This is a genomic window from Clostridium frigidicarnis, from assembly GCF_900111985.1.
Lineage (GTDB): Bacteria > Bacillota > Clostridia > Clostridiales > Clostridiaceae > Clostridium_Z > Clostridium_Z frigidicarnis.
Map to the genome: position 1 here is coordinate 121,929 of NZ_FOKI01000001.1, position 23,723 is coordinate 145,651.

The 23,723-nt window shown below is 28.8% G+C and carries 24 protein-coding genes and 1 pseudogene; 5 read left to right on the forward strand and 20 right to left on the reverse strand.

The annotated features are described in order from the left end of the window. Positions 1 to 457 precede the first annotated feature (457 nt). Positions 458 to 1,501 (forward strand): BtrH N-terminal domain-containing protein, encoded by a 1,044-nt coding sequence (locus BM119_RS00615; RefSeq protein WP_090037721.1) that lies wholly within the window; start codon positions 458 to 460, stop codon positions 1,499 to 1,501. A gap of 54 nt (positions 1,502 to 1,555) precedes the next feature. Here the strand turns inward: BM119_RS00615 and BM119_RS00620 are convergent, their stop codons facing one another. From BM119_RS00620 to BM119_RS00640, 5 genes and pseudogenes are all read right to left on the reverse strand, one after another. Next, positions 1,556 to 1,741 (reverse strand): hypothetical protein, encoded by a 186-nt coding sequence (locus BM119_RS00620; RefSeq protein WP_090037724.1) that lies wholly within the window; start codon positions 1,739 to 1,741, stop codon positions 1,556 to 1,558. A gap of 137 nt (positions 1,742 to 1,878) precedes the next feature. Further along, entirely contained in the window at positions 1,879 to 2,811 is a 933-nt protein-coding gene (gene bla, locus BM119_RS00625) for a class A beta-lactamase (protein ID WP_090037727.1), read from the reverse strand. Positions 2,812 to 3,365: 554 nt separating this feature from the next. Further along, positions 3,366 to 4,160, reverse strand: a complete 795-nt coding sequence (locus tag BM119_RS00630) for an ABC transporter permease subunit (RefSeq protein WP_090037730.1) — start codon at positions 4,158 to 4,160, stop codon at positions 3,366 to 3,368. An 18-nt stretch (positions 4,161 to 4,178) separates the two neighbouring features. After that, the gene (locus BM119_RS00635) at positions 4,179 to 5,096 is read right to left on the reverse strand and encodes an ABC transporter ATP-binding protein (RefSeq protein ID WP_090037733.1); all 918 of its coding nucleotides are present in this window, start codon (positions 5,094 to 5,096) and stop codon (positions 4,179 to 4,181) included. After that, positions 5,068 to 6,211, reverse strand: a pseudogene (locus BM119_RS00640) (helix-turn-helix domain-containing protein). Before BM119_RS00640 ends, BM119_RS00635 begins: the two are co-directional and overlap by 29 nt. Before the next feature lie 1,710 nt (positions 6,212 to 7,921). On the opposite strand from BM119_RS00640, the gene BM119_RS19710 reads away from it, so the two are divergent. Then, a complete protein-coding gene (locus tag BM119_RS19710) occupies positions 7,922 to 8,080 on the forward strand; it encodes a hypothetical protein (protein ID WP_177199269.1) in 159 nt (52 codons plus the stop codon). Between the two features lie 31 nt (positions 8,081 to 8,111). Continuing rightward, the gene (locus BM119_RS00645) at positions 8,112 to 9,341 is read left to right on the forward strand and encodes a pyridoxal phosphate-dependent aminotransferase (protein WP_090037736.1); all 1,230 of its coding nucleotides are present in this window, start codon (positions 8,112 to 8,114) and stop codon (positions 9,339 to 9,341) included. 101 nt (positions 9,342 to 9,442) lie between these two features. Here the strand turns inward: BM119_RS00645 and BM119_RS00650 are convergent, their stop codons facing one another. From BM119_RS00650 to BM119_RS19715, 10 genes are all read right to left on the reverse strand, one after another. Further along, positions 9,443 to 10,309: a GNAT family N-acetyltransferase gene (locus tag BM119_RS00650; RefSeq protein WP_090037739.1), complete on the reverse strand. Its 867-nt coding sequence runs from the start codon at positions 10,307 to 10,309 to the stop codon at positions 9,443 to 9,445. Positions 10,310 to 10,514: 205 nt separating this feature from the next. After that, positions 10,515 to 12,428, reverse strand: coding sequence for a bifunctional 4-hydroxy-3-methylbut-2-enyl diphosphate reductase/30S ribosomal protein S1 (locus BM119_RS00655; RefSeq protein WP_090037742.1), 1,914 nt, complete (start codon positions 12,426 to 12,428; stop codon positions 10,515 to 10,517). 28 nt (positions 12,429 to 12,456) lie between these two features. Further along, positions 12,457 to 13,119 carry a (d)CMP kinase gene (cmk, locus tag BM119_RS00660; protein ID WP_090037745.1) on the reverse strand — a complete coding sequence of 221 codons (663 nt, stop codon included), beginning with the start codon at positions 13,117 to 13,119 and terminating at the stop codon, positions 12,457 to 12,459. Between the two features lie 30 nt (positions 13,120 to 13,149). Then, entirely contained in the window at positions 13,150 to 13,515 is a 366-nt protein-coding gene (gene aroH, locus BM119_RS00665; RefSeq protein ID WP_090037748.1) for a chorismate mutase, read from the reverse strand. A gap of 5 nt (positions 13,516 to 13,520) precedes the next feature. Further along, complete coding sequence (locus BM119_RS00670) at positions 13,521 to 14,744, reverse strand: BaiN/RdsA family NAD(P)/FAD-dependent oxidoreductase (protein WP_090037751.1); 1,224 nt, start codon at positions 14,742 to 14,744, stop codon at positions 13,521 to 13,523. Positions 14,745 to 15,153: 409 nt separating this feature from the next. Continuing rightward, complete coding sequence (gene gdhA / locus BM119_RS00675) at positions 15,154 to 16,521, reverse strand: NADP-specific glutamate dehydrogenase (protein ID WP_090037754.1); 1,368 nt, start codon at positions 16,519 to 16,521, stop codon at positions 15,154 to 15,156. Positions 16,522 to 16,712: 191 nt separating this feature from the next. Then, positions 16,713 to 17,606, reverse strand: a complete 894-nt coding sequence (locus tag BM119_RS00680; protein ID WP_090037757.1) for a MurR/RpiR family transcriptional regulator — start codon at positions 17,604 to 17,606, stop codon at positions 16,713 to 16,715. Positions 17,607 to 17,868: 262 nt separating this feature from the next. Then, positions 17,869 to 18,414, reverse strand: coding sequence for a tRNA 5-(aminomethyl)-2-thiouridylate-methyltransferase MnmM (gene mnmM / locus BM119_RS00685; RefSeq protein ID WP_090037761.1), 546 nt, complete (start codon positions 18,412 to 18,414; stop codon positions 17,869 to 17,871). 11 nt (positions 18,415 to 18,425) lie between these two features. Next, entirely contained in the window at positions 18,426 to 19,136 is a 711-nt protein-coding gene (locus tag BM119_RS00690; RefSeq protein ID WP_090037764.1) for a pseudouridine synthase, read from the reverse strand. Between the two features lie 211 nt (positions 19,137 to 19,347). Continuing rightward, on the reverse strand, positions 19,348 to 19,503 hold the full coding sequence (locus tag BM119_RS19715) for a hypothetical protein (protein ID WP_177199270.1): 156 nt from the start codon (positions 19,501 to 19,503) through the stop codon (positions 19,348 to 19,350). 207 nt (positions 19,504 to 19,710) lie between these two features. Between BM119_RS19715 and BM119_RS00695 the strand changes: the two genes are divergently transcribed. Then, on the forward strand, positions 19,711 to 20,529 hold the full coding sequence (locus tag BM119_RS00695; protein ID WP_090037767.1) for a TIM barrel protein: 819 nt from the start codon (positions 19,711 to 19,713) through the stop codon (positions 20,527 to 20,529). Here BM119_RS00695 and BM119_RS00700 read toward each other — a convergent pair. After that, positions 20,524 to 20,820 (reverse strand): hypothetical protein, encoded by a 297-nt coding sequence (locus BM119_RS00700; RefSeq protein WP_177199271.1) that lies wholly within the window; start codon positions 20,818 to 20,820, stop codon positions 20,524 to 20,526. The two genes, BM119_RS00695 and BM119_RS00700, sit on opposite strands and share 6 nt — an antisense overlap. A gap of 706 nt (positions 20,821 to 21,526) precedes the next feature. Beyond that, entirely contained in the window at positions 21,527 to 21,781 is a 255-nt protein-coding gene (locus BM119_RS00705) for a phage holin family protein (RefSeq protein WP_090037770.1), read from the reverse strand. Positions 21,782 to 22,032: 251 nt separating this feature from the next. Between BM119_RS00705 and BM119_RS20535 the strand changes: the two genes are divergently transcribed. Beyond that, positions 22,033 to 22,161 (forward strand): hypothetical protein, encoded by a 129-nt coding sequence (locus BM119_RS20535; RefSeq protein WP_423230988.1) that lies wholly within the window; start codon positions 22,033 to 22,035, stop codon positions 22,159 to 22,161. Between the two features lie 180 nt (positions 22,162 to 22,341). On the opposite strand, the gene BM119_RS00715 is transcribed toward BM119_RS20535, so the two are convergent. From BM119_RS00715 to BM119_RS00725, 3 genes are all read right to left on the reverse strand, one after another. Continuing rightward, positions 22,342 to 22,593, reverse strand: coding sequence for a kinase to dihydroxyacetone kinase (locus BM119_RS00715; protein WP_090037776.1), 252 nt, complete (start codon positions 22,591 to 22,593; stop codon positions 22,342 to 22,344). Between the two features lie 147 nt (positions 22,594 to 22,740). Next, the gene (locus BM119_RS00720; RefSeq protein ID WP_090037779.1) at positions 22,741 to 22,932 is read right to left on the reverse strand and encodes a hypothetical protein; all 192 of its coding nucleotides are present in this window, start codon (positions 22,930 to 22,932) and stop codon (positions 22,741 to 22,743) included. Positions 22,933 to 23,071: 139 nt separating this feature from the next. Continuing rightward, entirely contained in the window at positions 23,072 to 23,641 is a 570-nt protein-coding gene (locus BM119_RS00725; protein ID WP_090037782.1) for an HD domain-containing protein, read from the reverse strand. Positions 23,642 to 23,723 lie beyond the last annotated feature (82 nt).

Here is a 23,723-nt window from a genome sequence, read left to right on the forward strand (position 1 = left end):
ACAATGCTTGTATTTTTATGACGTTTTATAAGAAATATTCCGGCATAACTTATTAAGTAATTAATATACTTACTTTCTATAAGAAATTGTTTTAATCAATAAGGTAGATTATTGATTTTTTTCTGTTGCATATAATTTAGCTCAATTTACTCCAATAGAATAAATCTTACTCCTTTGATAGTAAGGTTTATTTTTTTACGAAGTTTTCTTATTTTATAATGTTTTTAATTTCTTGCTGCAATTGTGTTATATTTTTCATTCTTGCATCTCTTAGTTGGGTAAAAAGCTGTTGTACCTCTAGATTGCTAATCTACAGTGTAAATCCTTTTGTTGATACTAAAATTAAAGAATATAAAAATAGAGTTATTAATTTTACTTAGCAATATGTTACATTAAATATGACATACAGTTGTCATATTTATAGTGTTAAAATAATGTTAAAAAGGAGGATTTAAGAATGAAGAAAGTAATTAATGAATTCAAGACAAGCGGTGGTAAACATTGTATAACTACTGCATTAAAACAAGTATTTGAATATTACAAATACCCACTTACAGAAGAAATGATTTTTGGAATTGGTTCAGGACTATCTTTTGTATATATTAATCTTGATAAATCTCCAATTGTATCTGGAAGAACTAAGCCTTTTGAGTTTGAAAAAAAACTTGGCGAAAGACTTAATATTGAAATAAATTGTAAATCAAGTAGTAAATATAAAACTGCGTTTGATAAAACACTAAAACTATTAGATGATAATAAACCAGTTTTAGTGTATGCAGATATGCCTTATCTTGATTATTTAAATTTAGGTGAAGATAGACATTTTGGTGGACACGCAGTAGTTATATTTGGATATGATAATGAAACAGAGAAGTTTTATATAAGTGATAGAGATAACTCTGATAATACCATTAGAACACCAAATGGTTATATATCCAAAGATTATCATTTGGTAGATTATAAACAAGTAGAAATGGCTCGAAGTAGTAACCATAGACCTTTTCCTGCAAACAATAAATATCTTGATATAAAGTTTAATGATTACAAACAAGTGACATCATCTATCATATTTTCAGCAATAAAAGAAACTTGTGATAATATGTTAAATGCTCCTGCACAATTGTTGGGGTTAAATGGTATCAATAAATTTTCTAAAGAAATATTAAAGTGGAGTAAATTTAATGAAGAAAAATTAAAAATAGCAGGAATTACAAATTATTTCATGATTAATGCTGATGGTGGAACAGGTGGTGGTATTTTCAGAAAGATGTATGGAGATTTTTTAATACAGGCAAGTAAAATTGTTAGTTGTGAAGAAATGGAACAATTAGGTATCGAATATATCACAATTTCCAACAAATGGGACAAAGTTGGAAATTTGATGTGGAGACTATCTGAAACAACGGATAGACAATTACTAAAGGAAATGTCGGATATAATAAAAGAAATACATACAAACGAAACTCATGTATTAACTAAATTACAAGAAATAATTAAATAATACAGTATGTTATATACAAATAGGTAGTCATATTAAGAAGACTACCTATTTTTACTAATTAGTACCTTTCCTAGCCCTTATTTCTTTTCTAATTTCATCAACTTCTTTTTCTTCATCAATAAACTCTTTCATTTTGATTTCTATCCACCCAGAAATTGAAGTACCATATTTGGATGCATGATTACAAAATTCTTCTAAGATTTCAGGATCTAATGTTATATTTAACTTCTTTTTACCCATAAAAAAATCCCCCCTATTGGAGATTATACAACATTATTTTCTTATTGTCTTTTTTGTAATCATTCACATATATTCATACGTACATAGTATGCATTTGCAATACCCATAGGCTAATTTATCATATAAACAAACTTACTTTAATTGTTATTTTCAGTTGTGGTAAAAGAATCGAATACAATTTTAGAAGCTTGAGCAATTAGTTTGTCATCATGTTTAGCCTCTTTTGTATCGTGAGTTGACAATATTGCAATAATTATAGGTTTTTTGTTTGGGGGCATTACTATGGCAATATCATTTCTTGTTCCGTAAGAACCAGTTCCGCTTTTGTCAGCAACTACCCAGCCCTCTGGTGCTCCTGCACGAATTAGTGTATTGCCTGTTGCATTACCTGTCATCCAATCAATAAGAATTTTTTTCTTATCATCTGTTAATATATCTCCAGTTGTGTATGCTTGCAAATCAGTTGCCAATTGTCTTGGTGTGCTAGTGTCCCTAATATCTTCAGGTATGGCTTCGTTTAGATCTGGTTCTATACGTGTAGGTTGCGTAACGTTATCCCCTAATTGATTAAGTGCTGATTTAAAACCATTAGGTCCACCTACATGATCAAATAAAAGATTTGCAGCTGTATTATCACTAAAACGTAATGCTGCATTGCAAATTTCTTCAATGGTCATGCCTTTATCAACGTTATCTTTTGTAATTGGAGCATAAGAGAGAACATCTTCTTTGTTATATTTAACTACTTGTTTAAGCTGCTCTAATGAAGCTTGTTTTAAAACAGCACCAGCAGCTAAAGCTTTGAATGTAGAACAGTAAGCAAACCTATCATCAGCACGATATACGACTTCTTTATTCGTCTCTGTATCAAAAGCATATACACCAAGTTTAACACCATAATCACTTTCAAGTTGTGAAAATGAAGAATTATATTGTGTGTCAGACTTCGTGTTTACAGGTGGTTGAGTTGCTACCTTTCCACAGCTAGTAAGAGAAAAGACCACAAGCGGCATAAGTATAGCAATTTTAGACTTCTTTACCTTAAATTTTAAACTCACTAATTTCCCCATATAAAATCTCCCTTGTTATTTAATTAATCTGTTAAGTTATTTTTTCATAACTACTTAAGAAAACATTTTAACACTTCTTTTCCGAATTATAATTTTCTATAAACAGTCTATAATCTATATTGTTTACATCATTTAAGAATAATCCTTGCCTCAAAATTTTTACTAATATATACATACTATATCATATTTCAAAATTGCATACTATTGAGGCTTAAGGAAATATTCACTTCATACTTTAAATCTATTCTGCTAAACTTTATTTGAATTACGACATAAAAACACCATAGTATTCAAATCTGAATTTTACGATGTTTTTATAAATTATTCATCTTCTCAGTTGTTTCTTTAAATAAGAATACTCCGAACTAAGTCTATTCGTGAACAGTCAAGTCTCCCTTATATGCTAAACATACCATTCATACCATCATCTAAGATACTTGTCTGCCTAGTTTATTTCTTTTAGATGATATTTTTTCAGTATATTTACTGATACTTTTTCGTTTTAAAAAAATTTGTTGAGTGAGGAACAAAATTAAAAGGTTAATAATAGATATCTAAAGCAGTTTCTCAGGAATAAACTTAGCGGAAATCCTCTTTATCAATATATAATCAAGTATCAAGAGAACACCACCTCCTATAAACATTACAAGATTACTGAGCAAAAGTACACCTGTCATTTGAGCCACTAATACAAGAATCACTGGAATGACAAGAAGGCCACTTACTTGCTGTGCTTCTTGGAAGGTTTCTGACTTTGCAGATACCATCACAGTGAATATTAGCGATAATAAATTGATTGCAGGTGAAATCCAAAGTATGATTATGAGCCATTTTATATCTGGAAAAATAAGTCCTCCAAAATATATAAAACCACCTACATTAAATATGATGCCAAAGATTATAAATGAAATTAAAGTCACCATGTAAGACGGCACAAAGACGCCTAAAATCTTGGCTCTAAGCAGTTGTTCCATGGATATTGGTGTGTAAAGCAGAGACTCCAGAGTTTTATGCTCCTTTTCTCCTACAAAACTACTGGCTCCAATAACTCCCGAACACATTATTGGAATTATAAGAAAGTATGATGGAAACATAAAGTTTATTGTTACTTTTATTAAAAGTTGGGCTGGAGTATATGTTGTATATTCAGAAGGCAATTTTTTTAGAAGAGGAGCCATCTTTGTAAACATACTTGAATCATTTCCAATAAAGCTTGCACCTATCAATATTGCTAGGGGTATGATTACAATCAGAATAATCGGTACAATAGTCATAGGCATAATAACCCGTTTTGAACTTGTTATTTCATTTATATCCTTATATATCAATGCTTTTTCATTTCTATTCATATTCTCACCACTCCAGACTTATAATTTTATATCATCAGATATACCTTTTATATATTTAAAGTACAGTTGCTCCAAAGACCATTTCTGCTGTGCAGCCTCATAAATTTCCCCACCACTTGTCAGTATTCCTTGTATTAGAGTATTTACCTCTTTGTCTCCTAAAATAGATTTGCTATATATATCATCACCTTCATTGATAAATCCAAATTCTTTAGAAATATTTTTCCCTCTAATTTTTAATCGAAGGGTTGCATTTTTCCTTGAAGCAAGTTCATCAAATGTACCTAAACCAAGGATATTGCCATTATTTATAAAACCATATAGTGTACAAATATCTTCAGCATATTTTAATTGATGGGTACAAAGAAAGATTGTAACCTCGTTTTCCTCTGCAAGTTCTTTTATAAGCTTTGTAACATTCAGTGCACTTTCTGGGTCTAAACCAGAAGTAGGTTCATCAAGGAATAAAATCTGAGGATTGTGGACTAATGCTATAGCCAAGGAAACTCTTTTTCTCATTCCTGTACTGAAAGATTTCACCTTTTTATTCTTTATATCTAATAACTCCAGCTTTTTTAATATAAAATTAGTACGTTCATTAAGCAATTTTTCCTCAATTCCATGCATTTTCCCAAAGAATATTAGATTTTGTTCGGCAGTAAGATTTTCATAACAGGAGGAGCTTTCAGTCATAACTCCACATAATCTATGAATCTCAAGATTATTTTTTCCCACAGGCATCCCTAAAATTTCAGCATGTCCTGATGTTGCTGAAAGAATTCCATTAAGAATTCTAACTGTAGTAGTTTTCCCTGAACCATTAGGGCCAAGAAATCCAAATATCTCACCTTTCGGTATACTTAGACTTATATTGTTCAAAGCATTAATCTGACCATCATAGGATTTTTTAATATTTTCTATATTTATTGCATTCACTTTTTTCACCTAACTTTTTTTAATTTTTTAACAAGCAAATTATACCGTTCATCTTCTCTTAACGGTGTAAATGCAGGATTTTCAGTAACTGTATTTACAAAGATTTTCTTTATTGTTATCCCATCTATCGGAGTGTTTGTTCCAATACAATTATTATCCTCAAACCATTTATCTACCTTAGTAAAATATTCATTTCCCCTAAAACTCAATGGAAATTGGATACTGCAAACAGTGTTAACATATTGCTCTAATGCATCTATTGCCTTTTCTTTCTTTTGTTGAATCAAATACCCTTGTGCAGCAACAATATGAATTCCCAAAACATCATTTGTCAAAATCTCTTTCAATTGAAAAGAATCAATAATCTGAATGCCCTGAGAATATATATTTTCAAACAAAACTGGATCCATTATATTTAAGGAAAGATAATTGTTTAGAAGTGTTAATGTGTTTATTACATTGTTGTAAAGTAGTATTTGATTCACTTCATTTGCTTGAGCAGTTTTCCCCTGCATCTTATATGCATTAATCAGTATGACATCATCTCCACTGTATGGGGCTAATTTATTATCCAATAAGCGAATAACTTCTTCGCTATTTCCAAGTGCCATCTCTGCCAATGCTTCCATAGTGTTCGCATTTTTTATGTCAGAAATGTTCTCAGATTCCTCTTTTATTCTCTTACTTAGCAATATACATTGCTGAAAAATTTCTTTTTTTATTACCTCAGTTTTTACCAAGGTCGAATAGTTTAATAATAATTTAATCATAGAAAGCAAAAAAGGAAAACAGGAATAGTACTTTTTTATTAATTTGTTACACTGTTCCATTACTTCATCAAATGGCTTTACAGCAAATTCATGTGAAAGTTTATTATAAATTTTTTTAATATCTTCCCTTGTAAGTTGTGGAGAATATCCCAATAATTCATCCACTGAAATATTAAAATAAGTTGCAAGCTCAGGAAGAAGTAAAACATCAGGATAACTTAATCCAGATTCCCATTTTGAAACAGATGCTTTAGAAACTCCAATGTAATCTGCCAACTGTTTCTGCGTTATTCCTTTCTCTTTTCTCTTCTGAAAAACACATCTACCTATATTTAACGCTTTAATATCTATCACCTCTAATAACATTCTATGTGTTGATCCATTTCTTGTAAATGGATTTTTAGTTGATTTTAGTAGAAAAAGTTAACTTGCAGGAAACTTGTTTTTATAATTAAAGCCTTGCTGTCTTTAATTAAGCAAGGCTGACATAAATAATTTTTAATTTATAATTATGGTTTAAAATTGGCTTAATCTACATACTATTGAGTTTTAGTTTATATCTTCAAACTCTATTTTTATATTACACTACGACATAGTGTTAGGTTCGACACTTTAAAAAAAATTTAATTCTAAAAATCCTTAATTTCACTTAAGTTTTTCTAAACGAAATAAAAAGTAGCACTTGCTATTCCATTAATATTCTACAAAGTCTTGAAAGTCGTACTTTCATCTAAGGGTATTGTTATAGCTTCACTACTTAGGTCTGAATTGAATTTAAAATAGTGCTTTTTGATACGTATAGTAAATCAAAAATGAAAAAAAGGACTAAGAGATTTCTCCCTGAGTCCGTCTTTGATTCAATCATTATTTCAAACATTTACTCCTGCAAACTCCCAAGCTTATTTAATTATAGAGTGGCTTAATTTAAAGTTATTTTTTACAATAAATATTTAATTACTCAATTACACGTTAAAAAGGTAGTTTCTAAGTTTTATCTTAGAAAACTACCTATATCCTTTAATAGGACAGTACAATTAATATGTGCATATAATAATAGTATTACCGTATTCACATTAAATATACACTGTTTTTTAAAATTAATATGATAGCTACCATATATAACACCTCCATTATCTTAAATATGGTTAATAAAAGGTAATACTCCCTAGATTAATTTATCTAACATACGAACTGTAAAATGAAACCCATGTAAATGAAGGTTAGTTCTATATAAATACCTTAAGATATAAGATAATTGAATGCATATCTAATTTTTAAGTTTGGATATATTCTTTGAGATACTCATAAAGATAATTATCTATGATACTTGTATGTTTATTAAAACTATCAAAGAAAATAATACTCTAATACATTTTCTTGATGAAAAAACTATATATAAATAAGTGCTACTATACAAATAATCTCAGTATATTTAATTATGAATTTTATAGACCAATTTACATATATATTTCATCATTGATTTGTTTTTTTATAAAAATATTTATAAAAATAAATGAATTTTTGCTTTCAAATTATGAAAAAAATATATATTAAATTCTAATAATGTATAGACCATTTTTAAAACCTAAATGGTTAAAATGAGAATAATTAGTTAAAATTTACATAATATCAATAAAATTCACTGAATTATATATGCAAGTTTAGGTTCTTAATTTGTTAAAATGTTATGAAAACGAGCTCAATTTCAAAAAGTTAAAAAATGTTAATTTTTTTTGAAGTTAATATATTTTTATAAAATATTGTTAATTATTAATTATATTGTATTTTTAAATAAGATTATATATTAAAATAATAATCACACCTTTGATAAAAAACTAAAAGGAATAATTAAGAATTTGTAGAATATTAATATTATTAAGCCGATGGTGATAAATTCATTCATAAAAATAAGTTAATCCATTTAAAAACTAATATAAAATTTATTAGTATGGATAGATTTATTAATGGGGACATTGACTTAAAAATTTATAAAAAGTAATAATTTAACCCTCCTATGGGAACAATATTAATAAAACCTATAGGGAGGTTAAAATTATGTATGATGCAAAAAAATTAGAAAACGAAAACGAAGATGAAAACCAAAGCAAACGTTTTGAAACTATAAGTGATAGAGGCTACTTTTTTAATCAAACTCAAAGTCCTCTAGGTCGCACAAAACTTTCTTACGTTCCAAAAGAAAATTTATTTAAATAACTACATACTTAATTAATGGGGGGTATATAAAATGAAATTATCAAAAAGAATAGAAAGTATGCAATTTTCACCAATACGTAAGTTAGCACCTTTTGCTGCCGAAGCAAGAAAAAATGGTAAAAAGGTTTATGGATTAAACATTGGTCAACCAGATATAGAGACTCCAAGAGAGTTTTTTGAAGCTATAAATAATTTTGATGAAAAAGTTTTAGCATATGCTGGTTCTCAAGGAATTGATGATTTACTTCAAAGTTTTATAAATTATTATAAAGGCTGGAATATAAACTTTGAGAAGGATGAGTTAATGATTACCTATGGTGGAAGTGAAGCCATAATGTTCTCTTTAATGGCTATTTGTGATGTTGGTGATGAGATAATAATACCAGAGCCGTTCTACACAAATTACAATGGATTTAGCCAATGTGCTGGAGTTAATGTAGTTTCTTTTACAACTAAAGCTGAAGAGGGTTTTCATCTTCCAAAGAAAGAAGAAATAACAAGCAAAATAACTGATAAAACTAGAGCTATATTAGTGTCCAACCCGGGTAACCCAACAGGAGTTGTTTACACTGAGGAAGAGATAAGATTACTTGCTGATATTTCTAAAGAATATAATTTATATTTAATAGCTGATGAAGTATATAGAGAATTTGTATACGACAATTTAAAATATACATCTGCATTGTATATGGAAGATGTTCAAGATAGAGTAATATTAATTGACAGTATCTCTAAGCGTTATAGTGCTTGTGGAGCTAGAATAGGTTTAGTTGCGTCTAAAAATAAAGTTTTAATACATCAAATATTAAAACTTTGTCAATCAAGATTATGTGTTCCTACTATAGAACAAATAGCAGCAGCAAATTTAATTAATACCCCTGAAAGCTATTTCAAAGAAGTAAAGAATGAATATGATAAAAGAAGAAATATATTATTTGATGGACTTATGAAAATAGATGGTGTAGTATGCAAGAAACCAACAGGAGCATTCTATGTCATGGCTAAATTACCTATAGATAATGCTGACGACTTTGCAAAATGGATGTTAACAGATTTTAGCTATGATGATAAAACAGTTATGGTAGCCCCTGCTGAAGGTTTTTATGGAACAAAGGGAGCGGGAAAAAGTGAAGTAAGGCTTTCTTATTGTATAAAAAGTGATGAATTAGAAGATGCTATGAAAGTTTTAAAATACGGCTTAGAAGAATATAAAAAAATTGAAAATAGTAGATGTGAAGCTGCAAGTTGTAAATGTCTATAAGGCATATGTTACATTAACTTTCAAATCTCAAATTATATATAGAAAAAGACAAGAAACTTAGGTTAACTTGACCTAAGTTTCTTGTCTTTTAGATTTTTTAATTAATTTAATACCCAATTATACATTGAGGTTTCTTCCTTAAAACCTAATTGTTTATATAGTTTAAGGGCAACTTCATTATCTTTATAACATCTTATATATACTTTATCATATTTCAAATGCTTACACCTATTTATAAGTGCCTTCATAAGTATATTCCCAAGACCATCATGTCTAAATTCATTTAGTATACCAACATTAACTATATAAGGCTCATTATTTGTGAGGATTATTTGCCCATACCCAACATATTTGTTATTTGCTCTTATTAGTATTCCACCTTTTTTTATATAGAAATTTTGCTTTTCTTCATATATAATATCATCCACTCTAAGAGGAACTCTATTTTCTGAATGGAACACTTCATTTTGAATAAAACATCTTGTTTCTTCATGGAAATTTTCAGCAAAATCTTGTATATTGTGATCTGGTATATGAAAATACTCAACAGTATTTAAGTCTAGAGCTAGTTCAACAAAGGAGTTATTTATTTTAAAGCCTAAGCTATTTAAAATGTTATTTATATCATTATTATAAGTACAGCTATAAAATAAGTGTCCATCTAAACCTGTAAATACCTTTTGACTAACAGATCTTAATAAATTTCTAGTAGCATATTCAGGACAAATATATAAGCTTTTAATAGTAAATGATCCATCTACTTCTTTTACATACCAAATAAATCCCTCATAGTTATCCTGAAATTTTAAAAGATATATCTTATCACCTAGCATAACTCTTTTATACCAAGGATGATCATTTAAATACTCGTATAAGTCTTCATTATATTTATTGAAATTTTTGGCCTTTAAATTTAACTCTTTAATGTGTACTTTGTTATAACTATTTAATCTTTCAATTCTATACATAATTAAGCCCTTCAAATTAATTTATCTTAGTAAATTTTAACATTAATCTTGTTTAATCTCAATAGCTGTAGACATGGAAATTTATTTTTAAAAATAAGAATAAATTATCTAAGTATGGTATTCTCTATTTAACTATTGTAAGATTATATACATTATATAAAATAAACCTAGCACTTTAAAAGGCTAAGTTTATTTTTAAATTCAATTATTCAACAGCTTTTATACTTAATGCAATTCTCTTTTCAGTAGATTTAACATCTAATATTTTAACCTTAATATTTTCATTAAGTGTTAATGCATCTTGAGGCTTCTCCACTTTATTATGGCTTATTTGAGATATATGAACAAGACCGTCTACTCCAGGTTCAAGCTCTACAAATGCACCAAAGTCAGTAAATCTAACAACTTTTCCCAATGCTATAGTTCCAGTTGGATAATTTTCTTCTACATTCTCCCAAGGATTATTAGTTAAAGCTTTTATACTAAGAGCCAGTTTACCTTCCTCTTTATTTAAGCCTATAACCTTAACATTTATTTTTTCACCTATTTTTAACATGGACTTTGGATTTTCAACCTTACCCCAGCTTATCTCTGATAAGTGAAGCAATCCATCTATTCCATTTACATTAACAAAGGCACCGAAGTTAGCTATTCTTTTTACTTCACCTTCATATACATTTCCTACTTCTAAAGTATTCCAAGATTCTTCTGATTTAATTTTTGCTTCTTCTAATAATAGAATTTTTCTTGATGCAACAATTTTTTCTTTTCTACCTTCACGTACAAATTCTACTATTCTAACTGTTAATTCTTGCTTTTCATACTTAGATAAATCATCAGTGTGTTTTAAATCTACTAAAGATGCAGGTAAGAATACACTAACACCTTTATATTTACACAAAATACCACCATTTATAGCGTTAGATGCAACTACAGTTATGTTAGCCTTTTCTTCAAACTTCTGTTTAAGCTCTTCCTTAATATGTTCATTTTCTATTTCAACTCTTGATAAAACAACATTACCAAATTCATTTTTTATTTTTATAACTTTACACTCTATTTCTTCACCATCATTAAATAATGTTTTAAGATCACATGTGTCATCATTTATTCCAAGTTCACTTTTAGGAACAAAACCTTCAGATTTATAATTTAAATTTAAATATACCCCATCTTTTGAAACACTTATTATCTTTCCAGTTAGTTTTTGACCAATATGAATATTAACACTATTATTATCCATATAATTTAATACATCATTCATATCCATTATTTTTTCATCGCTCATTTTATTTAAAGCCTCCTTAATAATCCAGTCAGGTGTAGAAGCACCTGCTGTTACCCCTATTTTATTATCCTTAGAGTTTATGTACTCCATAGGAATTTCTTCTGCTCTTTCAATGTGAATAGTGCTTTCACAATTGCTTTTGCATATTTCATAAAGTTTAGTTGTATTTGAACTATGTTTTCCACCAATTACAATCATCTTATTTACCTCTTTTGAAATTTCAGAGGCACTTTTTTGACGTTGTTCTGTAGCTGAGCATATAGTATTAAAAACAATAAATTCTTTGCACTGTTTTGAAACTATAGCTATTGCTTCTTCTAAGGTTCCTTGCTTCTCAGTAGTTTGAGAAACAATACAAACTTTATTTGGAATAATATCACTAAACTCATGATTTTTATAAATTATGGCGCTATTATTGCACCATCCATTTATTCCAACAACTTCTGGATGATTCTTGTCCCCAACAATAATTATACCATACCCTAAATCATAATATTTCTTAGCTTTCTTTTGAATATTAGTAACATAAGGACAAGTAGCATCCTCGATAACTAGTCCCTTTTCTTCCAATAAGTCATAGACATACTTAGCTACTCCATGAGATCTTATTATAACTATATCACCCTTAGAAAGATCTTTTATATCTTCTAAATTAATAGGGTAGATATTGTTACTTTTAAGATAACTAACAGCATCATCATTATGAATTAATGGTCCTAAAGTGTAAATTTTCTTATTATATTTATTTTCAACCTTTAATGCTTCATCAACTGCACGCTTTACCCCAAAGCAAAAACCTGCATTGTCAGCAAGGATTATTTCCTTATTCAAAAAATCAACTCCTTTAAGAGAGCATAGGTTATCTATTCTCTAGTTTAGTTTCCATAACTGAAGCTATTTTATCTACAACTTCATTTATATTAAGACCTGTTGTATTTATTTCAATGGCATCATCAGCTTTTCTTAAAGGATCTACTTCTCTATGTGAATCAATGTAATCACGTTTTATAATATCATTTAATATTTCTTCATAATTAACATCTATACCTTTATTCTTTAATTCGTTATATCTTCTATCTGCTCGTTCCTCTGGTGTTGCAGTTAAGAAGAACTTAAATGTAGCATCTTTAAGAACAACTGTGCCTATATCTCTTCCATCCATTATTACATCATATTGTTTAGCCATTTTTTGCATTACAGCTACAAGATTCTGTCTTACTTCTTTTATTGAAGCATAAGCTGATACATTATTACTTATTCTAGGAGTTGTTATTAAGTCATTTACATCCTCACCATTAAGTATTAATCTATCATTTTTAAAATGCATATCAAGAGTGGATACTAATTTGCATACACTCTTTACATCATTAGCTTCTATTTCTTTTTCTAAGGATCTTAATGTTACGGCTCTATACATAGAACCAGTATTTATGTACATTAAATTGAATTTTTCTCCAATTATTTTAGCAATGGTACTTTTGCCTGCACCAGCTGGACCATCTATTGCAACTGAAATTCTCAATTAAATTCCGCCTTTCATTAAAAGTCTTTTTTAATCATTATAACATAAATCAGGTCTTAAAGTCCTTGCTTTTTTAAGATACACATGATTTACATCCCCTATTTTTCTATCATAAAAAATTGTGACTCTTATGCATAATGGAAGACAATTTCCATTTTCGACTTCCATTTCATTAAAATGCATAATAGCAACATTGTTTAATGAAAGACTTTGACGTGCAAATTTACCGGGATAGTCCTTAGTTATGTCATTTGTGCAAGAAAATATCATTGATATGATATTTTCTTTGTTTAAGTTATTTTTCTCTAGTATGGTTTTTACCATTTCTATAGTATTTACTTTAATTTCTTCTTCTGTGTTTTCCTCTATTGTAATGGCTCCTCGTATAGCTATCATTTTAATTATTCACCTACCTTATTACCTGCTAAATAACCTGTAGAAAAGGCTATTTGTACATTGTATCCTCCAGTAAAGGCATCCACGTCTATTACTTCACCTGCAAAGTAAAGGTTATCTATGAATTTAGATTTCATTGTAGAGGGATCTATCTCCTTAACATTAACTCCACCAGCTGTAACAATTGCTTCTGCAATAGGTCTTGTTCCTGTTAGGGTTAAAGTAAGGTTTTGTATAAGGTTACCAAGATTTTTCCTTTCCTCTTTAGTAATAAGATTTACTTTTTTATCTGGATCAATTCTACTTAACTTAATAACAATATCTATAAGTTTTTTTGGTAATAATTCATCTAGTGAATTTTTAAAATCTTTATTTATGCATTTGTTAAAGTCCTTTTGAAGTCTTAAATCCATTTCTTTTTCACTTAACGCAGGCTTTAGATTAATTGATAAATTATATATTTTATTATTTTCAACTACTCTACTTCCACTTAAAATAATAGGACCTGAAACTCCATAATGAGTAAATAACATTTCTCCAAAGTCTTTATAAAGAACCTTTTTATTTTCATTTGAAATTTTAATTTCTACATTTCTAAGGGATAAACCTTGAAGTTCTTTTATCCACTCTTCTTTTCCTTGAAGAGGTACAAGAGAAGCCTTAGGCTCTACTATAGAGTGGCCTAATTTTTTAGAGAATTTAAGTCCATCTCCTGTTGAACCAGTTAATGGATAAGATATTCCACCTGTACATAATATAAAGTAATCTCCAAATATTTTTGAATTATCCGAAAGCTTTACACCCTTTATTATATTGTTTTCTCTTAAAAACTCTGATACCTTATTTCCTAATTTAATTGAAACGTTTCTATCTTTTAAAGCTCTATGAAAAGCACTTATAATATCAGAAGATTTATCAGACTCAGGGAAAACTCTATCACCACGTTCTACCTTTAATTTTACTCCTTGATTTTCAAGGAAATCCATTGTATCTTTATTAGTAAAAGTATATAAAGAACTATAAAGGAAATGTGGGTTCCCAGGAATAAAATCAAAAAATTCCCCTATATCCTTTCCGTTAGTTACATTACATCTTCCTTTTCCTGTTATATATAATTTTTTACCTAATTTATCATTTCCATCTATAAGCACAACCTCATGGTTTTTTGCTGCTTCAACAGCTGCCATCATACCTGCAGGACCAGCACCTATTACTATAACTTTACTCAAAATCTCATCTCCTAAATTCGTTAATATTTTTTTGCGTAATATCTATTATAATACTATTAAAATTCAAATCATTTATACCCTAATAAATAATATTACCCATAATTTGATCTCCTGTTTGTTACTCTATAATTCTACTTTAACTTAAATGATATATCTCATATTTAATTTATTAAGTCAACATAAAAGTATATCTAAAGTTAAATTTAATGTCAAATACTTTTTTTAAGTGGATATGCCACATTTTAATTGGGGATTGACAGTTGAGACTGGAAAGTTATGGTTATAAACCACGGATTTTAAATCTATAATATCATCTATAGGGTAAAAAAAGGAGAAGCTCTTTAATTATGAGCTTCCCCTTTTTAAAGTTGAGAATTGAGAGTGACTTTCAATTCTCAACTTTAGTATCTTAGTAAATTCCTTGAGCGTACATAGCTTCTGCAACTTTTACGAATCCAGCTATATTAGCACCTGCAACTAGGTTATATCCTAAGCCATAAGTTTCTGCAACACTTGCAGCTGTATCATGAATGTTAACCATTATTGCATGAAGTTTTTCATCTACTTCTTCAGCAGTCCATCTTAATCTCATTGAGTTTTGAGCCATTTCCAATGCAGATGTAGCAACTCCACCAGCATTTGCAGCCTTAGCAGGTCCTACTATTAAGCCGTTAGCTTGGAAGTATTGAACAGCTTCATTTGTACATGGCATATTTGCAGCTTCACATACAAATTTGATTTTATTTGCAACTATTTGTTTAGCATGTTCTAAATGAATGTCATTTTGAGTTGCACATGGCATTATGATATCAACTTTAACATTCCATGGTTTTTCTCCAGCATGGAATTCGCAACCAAATTTATCGGCATAATCTTGAACTTTATCTCTTCCAGAGTTTCTCATTTCTACTAAGTAATTTATTTTTTCAGGAGTAGTAACTCCGTCCTTATCATAGATATATCCATCTGGGCCTGATAGTGTAACGACTTTACCACCTAAATCAGCAACCTTTTGACATGCTCCCCATGCAACATTACCAAAACCTGATACTGCAACAGTTTTTCCAGTAAATTCTTCTCCTTCATGTCTTAATATTTCTTGACAGAAGTAAGCAACTCCAAATCCTGTAGCTTCTGGTCTTACTAAGCTTCCACCGTAAGACAATCCTTTACCAGTTAAGACTCCATTTTCGAAAGCCCCTCTTATTCTTCTATATTGTCCATAAAGGTATCCTATTTCTCTTGCTCCAACTCCAATATCTCCAGCTGGCACGTCAACATCTGGTCCTATATGTCTATATAATTCAGTCATAAAGCTTTCACAGAACCTTCTTATTTCTGCATCTGATTTACCTCTTGGGTCGAAGTCAGAACCACCTTTACCTCCTCCTATTGGAAGACCAGTTAAAGAGTTCTTTAATATTTGTTCAAATCCTAAGAATTTGATTATTCCAAGATAAACTGATGGGTGGAATCTTAATCCTCCCTTGTAAGGTCCTATGCATCCATTAAATTGTACTCTGAATCCTCTGTTAACTTGAACGTTTCCATTGTCGTCAGTCCAAGGAACTCTGAACATGATTTGTCTTTCTGGTTCAACAAATCTTTCAAGTAAATTTAATTCTACATATTCAGGATGCTTGTCCAATACTGACTCAAGTGATCCTAGAACTTCTTCTATTGCTTGAATAAATTCAGGCTCTCCAGAATTTCTTTTTTTAACGTTTTCAATAACTTGCTCAATATAAGCTTTTGAATTTAAAGGTTCTTTTGTCATAATAGTATACCCCCTAAAACGAATAAAAATTAGTTATTTTGTGATTTTATAGTAGTATTAATTCTATAATTTTTACAAAATTCCTTCTAAATATTATCTAATTATGTAAAGGTTTATAAAAACCTTTACATAAACCGTATTTTTTAAACAAATAGGCAATATTTTTTATACTATATTGCCTATTTGTCATATTATCTATCTTTATCCTTAAGACTTTTATATGAATATACTTGGTATTCTTCCCAAATATTCTCAAGATCTCTATATGTTGTTGATATTTTCTCTTTTTCTCTAAGACCTACGGCTATAATTAAAGCATTTATAACACTCAAAGGTGCTACAAGTGAATCAACAAATGAAGCCATATTACTTTGAGCAATTAAAGTATGATCTGCTTTTGAAGCTAATGGAGAAAGTAAGCTATCAGTTATTGCAACAACATTAGCGCGTCTGCTTTGTGCAAAAGTTAGAGCTTCTATTGTTTTAATAGCATATCTTGGAAAACCTATACCTATTACAAGATCTCCCTCTCCTACATTTATCATTTGTTCAAAAATATCACTCATACCATATCCAACAGTTTTTACATTATCTAAAATTACATTTAAGTAGAAACCTAAAAATTCTGATAAAGCTGTTGAACTTCTAAGACCTATAATATATATTTTATTTGCATTAAATATGCATTCTACAACCTCATCAAAGGTCTTATGATTTATTTTTTCAAGGGTAGCTCTTATATTTTCCATATCAGCCTTTAATACACCCTTTAAAGCGTTTTCTTCACTTATAAAATCGTTAGCAAGTTCTATTCTTTGAACTGTTGTAAGTTTGTTTTTTATAAGTTCCTGAAGAGCCTTTTGTAATTTAGGATACCCACTAAAGCCTAACTCATTTGCAAATCTTACAACTGTAGATTCACTTACTCCAACACTTGTTCCAAGCTTAGCCGCTGTCATAAATGCTGCCTTGTCATAGTGTTTTAGTATGTATTCAGCTATTAACTTTTGTCCTTTACTCAATCTTGGAAACTTTAGTTGAATAATTCTCATCAAATCTTTGTTTGATGTAGTTGTATTTTCCATTGAATTCAAACCCCTTTTTAAAATAAATTTTATATGCAGTATTTTCTTCATTTTAACATCTATTGAATAAACAATTCAAGATAAATTTCATTTTTTAGTTAATTTTTTTATAATATACAATAATTTATAACATATAAATTATGTTTTTAATAAGAATTTGCTTAACTTTAGAATGAAAAACAGCATTTTAAAGGATATAATTAAAGATGCAAGATTTTTTAATTAAATAATTAAAAAATCTTGCATCACATAAATTAAACATCTATATTTTTTTTTCGATAACTATAAGACTTGGAGCATTTTCACTTCTATTCATATATTTGTGTTCCATAACGCCATATTTGTTCTTTGGAAGGGTTTCAAAAAAATTATACAATAAATCTTTTTCCTTTTTCCCTTCATCATGCCCACTATAAAGTGCTATTGTAATAAGCCCACCCTCATTTAAAAGTTCTAAAGCCTTTTTTATACTTTCTAAAGAAGTTTCTCCAAGGGTTGTGATTTCCTTATTTCCACCAGGAAGAAATCCTAAATTATACATTGCACAATCTATGTTCTTATTAAGATATTTATCTATGTTTGAATGACTATCTAATATAACATTAACATTTTCATAGTTTTTATCTTTATAAGCATCAACTGCACACTTTTGAATATCAAAGGAATAAATCTCTTTAAAATTATCTTTTAGAAAATCTGTGTCATGTCCATTTCCTAAAGTACAGTCTAAAGCTATGTTATTATTTTTTAAAAATGTTTTAATTATGTAATGATTTATAACACATAATTCTCCACAATAGTTATACATAAATCCAACTCCTATAAATTCTTTAAATAGTTTACCTCATCTAGAGACAATTCTCTCCACTGACCTTTGTCTAAATCTTTTAATGTTAATCTCCCAATGGCAGTTCTTTTAAGAGTTATAACCTCATGACCTAAAGCTAAACACATTTTTCTTATCTGTCTGTTTTTGCCTTCATGTATAGAAATTTTAACTTTACAAGTATCTCTCATTGTTTTTATAATTTCTATATTAGAATCTGAAGTTATATAGCCACCTATATCTACTCCACCTTTAAACTTATTCATTTCTTCATCAGTAAATATTCCTTTTACTTTTGCTATGTACACTTTATCAATTACACTTCGTGGATGTATTATATTATTATATATATCACCATCATTAGTAAGAAGTAATAATCCTGAACTATCATAATCAAGTCTTCCAATTGGGTATATTCTTTCATCTACATTAACAATGTCTAAAATAGTTTTTCTATTCTTTTCATCTTTTACAGTAGTAATATATCCTTCAGGTTTATTTAGCATAATATATCTTTTAACTTCCTCTAGATTAATTTCCTTATCATCTAAAAGAACCTTACTTACATTGCCATTAACCTTTATACCAAGCTCTGTAACAACTACTCCATCAACTTTTACTCTGCCATCTAAAATTATTTCTTCGCATTTTCTACGGGAGGCTACTCCACAACGTGCCATATATTTTTGTAATCTTTCTTCCATATCTAAATACACTCCCATTTATAAATTTCATTAAAATTATATAGATATATATGATAAAAATCAAATAAATTAGTAAAATTTGTATTTATGAGTATAAGAAAATTCATTAAAAACTGAAAAATGAGGTTAACTTTTCATTAGGAAATTTTATTATATTATGAGAATATACAACTAAAAAAAGAAGTCCATACTATGAACTTCTTTACTTATTTTAGCTATCCTTTAAACCATCTTGTAAAGCCTTATACATTTCCACTATTTGTTTCGTATTTTCTTCAATGGTGTTTTTCCCCCCGGCACCATAGGAGCATAGCTTATCATTGTTTATTAATGCGATTATAATATCTTTAATGTTTTCTTCTTTCATATTTACCCCTCCTCAAGTAAATAATTCTACATAATATAGTATTTTCCTCCTTATTTTAAATAAACTATGTATAATTTGTTGATTTATTAAAAAAATAATCATAATCAAAGAAATTATTATAAATCAAACCGTAAAATTTGTTATTTATTATATTTTGTTTTATAATAATTATTAACAAACAATTATTAAATTTTATTAGAGGTGAATATGGATAAATTATTATTTGGAATATCAGGTCTTCCACTTGGTGAAGAAAAAGATAAATTTAATTATGCTACAGGAATTGAACATTTAAGTAAAATAGGATTAGATGCAATGGAGCTTCCTTTTGTAAGGTCTGTTAATGTTACGGCTAAAAATAGACAAAACATAATAGATGCTAAAAATAAATTTAATTTTTATCTTTCTGCTCATGGATCCTATTTTATAAACCTTAATTCTGATGAAGATGAAAAAATAGAAAAGTCTTTAGAAAGAATAATTAAAGGCGCAGATGCATTAGAGTCTGTTGGGGGAAGAAGTTTAATTTTTCATCCTGGATTTTATTTAAAATCATCAAAAGAGGAAACATTATTAAACATTAAAAATCAGTTAAAAAGATTGCCAAAGGGCAATGTAAATTATAGATTAGAGACTACAGGAAAACCAACTCAATTTGGAGATGTAGCTGAAATTGTTTCAATCTGTAAGGAAGTTGAAAGTTGTAAACCATGTATTGATTTCTCTCATGTACATGCTAGAGGAAATGGAGCCTTAAAGTCTTATAATGATTTTGCTAACATACTTAGCCACATTAAAGAAAACTTAGGGGAAGAAGCTCTAAGGGATATTCACATACATATGGCTGGAATAAACTATGGTCCAAAAGGTGAAAAGAATCATCTTCCATTCTTAGAAAGTGATTTTGATTTTTTACAATGTTTAAGAGCTCTTAAGGATTTTAATGTTACAGGATGTATAATATGTGAAAGTCCTTTTTTAGAAAGAGATGCTCTTTTACTAAAAGAAACTTATCATTCATTATAATTTAGTATTTTTTATAGTAAATACATTAGTTAAATGTATAGAAAAAGCTCTAGGGTACCCTAGAGCTTTTCTTATTATTTTAACATCTTCCTCCAAGTAAAAATAAAAGCCATAATAATTCATTGTTGCCTCCGCAACCACTGTTACATCCGCAATTGTTATTGCATCCACAGTTATTATTGCATCCGCAATTGCCGCCCCAGTTGTTCCAGCCACATCCATTATTACAACTATTGTTCCATCCACAACAATTATTCCAATTACTATTACAACATGAATTTCTACACCCACAATTATTATTACAGTTTCCAGATGGAATTAAACAAATATTGTCACAACAAGTATCACAACATCTTCTGTGTCTTCCCATAAAATTCCCTCCTTATTATCTTTCGTTTGTAATATAGTATATTGTTGGAATATGTTTTTGGTGATAGAAATTTCTTTTATTTATGGAATTTTATCTATTTTACTTATATGTTTCTAAAGTTTTACAATTATCTTAGGTGTAATATACTAATTATATATAAATAATTGTAAAATTTAACATTTTATGCACTGTGTAATATAGTGGAAACCTAATAACTTCATTTCAAAATTCATTTGGAATAGAGGAACTAAGTGCATATAAGTATTTTTTTAAATTTACAGCAGTATTATCATTACTTGGTACTGTTCTAGTATATAGGTCCAATTCAAAACACTCAAATACTAGAATTAGTTGAACCAGAGCATAGATCTACAGTTGCTGGAATTCAATCTACTTTTAGATCAGCTTTATCTTCTGTAACTTCACTTATAGCTGGAATATTAATGGCTGTACCATAATTCTCATTCATGGGATTACAATTAGATGGTTACAGAATACCTTATTAAGTTTCTAAAAAACCTAATTTATACAAAAGAAGTGTTTTTGAGAATTATCTCAAAAACGCTCCTTTCTTTATAAATGAAAAATATTGTTCAACTACAATATATAATTAAAGCTCTTATATATTTAACTTTTTTTTATAGTTTGTTTAAATAATTGATTTCCATAAACAGATACACCAGAGCATATTATTCCCTGTAAAATACTTGTTGCATTGAATCCATTTAATGAAATTGAAAATCCAACTCCTAAAACTGTTAATAACCAAGGTATTGTCCAATCCTTTATCCTAGGACTATTTTTAAGAAAAACTCCTACAACACATAAACCTGCTACTAATATATATAGTTGTTCAGGAACAAACTTTATAAGCTCATCCATATATACCCCCCCTTCTATATTAAAATATAGAAATGTTATAGGTTTTATTACTTTATAATATGAAAGTTTTTCTTATATTGGTTCACTAAATATATTTAAAATGTAACAAAAATCCTTTTGGAAGGTATTGTATAGTTATTCCTTACCGCAATACAACCACATCAATAATATAGAATTTTATAAATGTATTAAATTCCCTTTTATCTTTTATGTATTAATATTCAAAATGAAATTATATCTCTAGTGGTTCCATTGTAACTAGATGGCTTCATCATAACAACAATGCATGGTATTATATGAATAATAATGGTGCTATGGCAGTAGATACAGAATATAGAATATTAGGTGATGGTCGTTGGGATGGAGAGAAAATAAAATAATTAAGTTATAATGAAGCCTATAAATTATTTAGTAGAGCACTTGAAAAATTAAATAATAAAGATCCATATTATATTAATGTAAAACAAAAAGGGGATGTCTTATTGTAAGACATCCTCTTTCTTTCCCTTATGCTTTTTCTTAATTCTTATATTTCTTCATCCTATAAGAAAAACATGCGTTTAACCTTGAAGACCATTGGCTTGACGTTCCATGTTTTCTACAACGATATCATAAATTTCTCCTAAAGAAGCACAATACTCAAGCACATTCCATGGTGTATTGGTGTGAAAATGAATTTTAATCAGTTCATCGTCACCAACAGCAAGCAAACAGTCACCTTCAATATTATTTGTAATATATTCGTTGATTGCATCTTCCGAAAGATTGTGTCCTTCGATTAATAATTGGGTATCAAATTTATATTCAAGCATAATACACTCTCCTTTGTTCCTTCTATTCTATAAATTACTATTTGTCTGCGCATTATAAAAAGATTACGAACTATCTTATATTTACAGATAGTAAGACAGTTTTAATTATTCACTGTATTGTTGTCTTGTTAGTCAGCTCTAGAAATTCTACTTTTCTTTTAACATAAAATATTGGCGATATGCTTTAAAGTAGCTAATTCCAGAAAAAACACACATAATTAGTAGAAGCAGTTTAATAATGACAAATGGTGTTTCAAATAAAAACGCTTTCAAAAACAGTGAGCGTTCCATACCCCAAAGTCCTTTTGTTCCATATAAACTTGAATCTTTGTACATCATAAAGCTAATCACCAAAAGCATAACTGTTGATGATAGTGAATAGTTCATTAATCTCTTATAATAATAAATATTTGATTCACGATCAGAAAAAATTAACATCCTAATTTGCGAGGTATTCCCTGTTATTTATTCTAAATAACTAAGCTTCATTCTTTTGAGCTATTTTTTCTGTCGTTCTTTGGTCTATTTCTTTCTTCAGCTCTTTTAAATAAGATGAGAATTCCACCTTGTCAGCACCGTAAGTAAACTGTAAGTCATATTCTAGCGGAATCCAAGTACTAATATCCGCCTCGTTATGCTGAATTACTGCTTCTAAATTATCTAATGCTTTGTAAAGCTTTGCTTCATCAGTCTTACGTTCATTCATTTCCTTTAAAAGCTCTGTGAATTCCTCACGATAAGGAGTAGGGAAAGTTACAATCCATTGGAAAAATATCTCATCCTCTTTTTCACTATCTTCTTCTCTCTTCTCAAAAGTAGGAATATCACCAGTAAAGGCTTCCCCTAAATCATGAATCAAACACATACGAATTACCTTGTCCATATCAATCTCTGGAAATTCATCACGCATTAATAATGCCATTAATGCAATACGCCAGCTATGTTCTGCTACACTTTCATGGCGTCCGCTCGATGTCCATGAGTGCCTAGTATTGCATTTTAGTTTTTCTGCTACTGTTAATATTTCTAGAAATGTTGCTGTATTCATACGAAGTTCCCCCTTACAAATTCATATTTATCTATATTATATCTAAAATATCTTTACTTCGCATTATAAAAATAAAGTGACA

Excerpts from the sequence above, each read along its gene's own strand:
- BM119_RS00615 (WP_090037721.1), top strand. The coding sequence starts at position 458 with ATGAAGAAAGTAATTAATGAATTCAAGACAAGCGGTGGTAAACATTGT.
- BM119_RS00620 (WP_090037724.1), bottom strand. The coding sequence starts at position 1,741 with ATGGGTAAAAAGAAGTTAAATATAACATTAGATCCTGAAATCTTAGAA.
- bla (WP_090037727.1), bottom strand. The coding sequence starts at position 2,811 with ATGGGGAAATTAGTGAGTTTAAAATTTAAGGTAAAGAAGTCTAAAATT.
- BM119_RS00630 (WP_090037730.1), bottom strand. The coding sequence starts at position 4,160 with ATGAATAGAAATGAAAAAGCATTGATATATAAGGATATAAATGAAATA.
- BM119_RS19710 (WP_177199269.1), top strand. The coding sequence starts at position 7,922 with ATGTATGATGCAAAAAAATTAGAAAACGAAAACGAAGATGAAAACCAA.
- BM119_RS00645 (WP_090037736.1), top strand. The coding sequence starts at position 8,112 with ATGAAATTATCAAAAAGAATAGAAAGTATGCAATTTTCACCAATACGT.
- BM119_RS00650 (WP_090037739.1), bottom strand. The coding sequence starts at position 10,309 with ATGTATAGAATTGAAAGATTAAATAGTTATAACAAAGTACACATTAAA.
- aroH (WP_090037748.1), bottom strand. The coding sequence starts at position 13,515 with ATGATAGCTATACGAGGAGCCATTACAATAGAGGAAAACACAGAAGAA.
- gdhA (WP_090037754.1), bottom strand. The coding sequence starts at position 16,521 with ATGACAAAAGAACCTTTAAATTCAAAAGCTTATATTGAGCAAGTTATT.
- BM119_RS00680 (WP_090037757.1), bottom strand. The coding sequence starts at position 17,606 with ATGGAAAATACAACTACATCAAACAAAGATTTGATGAGAATTATTCAA.
- mnmM (WP_090037761.1), bottom strand. The coding sequence starts at position 18,414 with ATGTATAACTATTGTGGAGAATTATGTGTTATAAATCATTACATAATT.
- BM119_RS00690 (WP_090037764.1), bottom strand. The coding sequence starts at position 19,136 with ATGGAAGAAAGATTACAAAAATATATGGCACGTTGTGGAGTAGCCTCC.
- BM119_RS19715 (WP_177199270.1), bottom strand. The coding sequence starts at position 19,503 with ATGAAAGAAGAAAACATTAAAGATATTATAATCGCATTAATAAACAAT.
- BM119_RS00695 (WP_090037767.1), top strand. The coding sequence starts at position 19,711 with ATGGATAAATTATTATTTGGAATATCAGGTCTTCCACTTGGTGAAGAA.
- BM119_RS00705 (WP_090037770.1), bottom strand. The coding sequence starts at position 21,781 with ATGGATGAGCTTATAAAGTTTGTTCCTGAACAACTATATATATTAGTA.
- BM119_RS00715 (WP_090037776.1), bottom strand. The coding sequence starts at position 22,593 with ATGCTTGAATATAAATTTGATACCCAATTATTAATCGAAGGACACAAT.
- BM119_RS00720 (WP_090037779.1), bottom strand. The coding sequence starts at position 22,932 with ATGATGTACAAAGATTCAAGTTTATATGGAACAAAAGGACTTTGGGGT.
- BM119_RS00725 (WP_090037782.1), bottom strand. The coding sequence starts at position 23,641 with ATGAATACAGCAACATTTCTAGAAATATTAACAGTAGCAGAAAAACTA.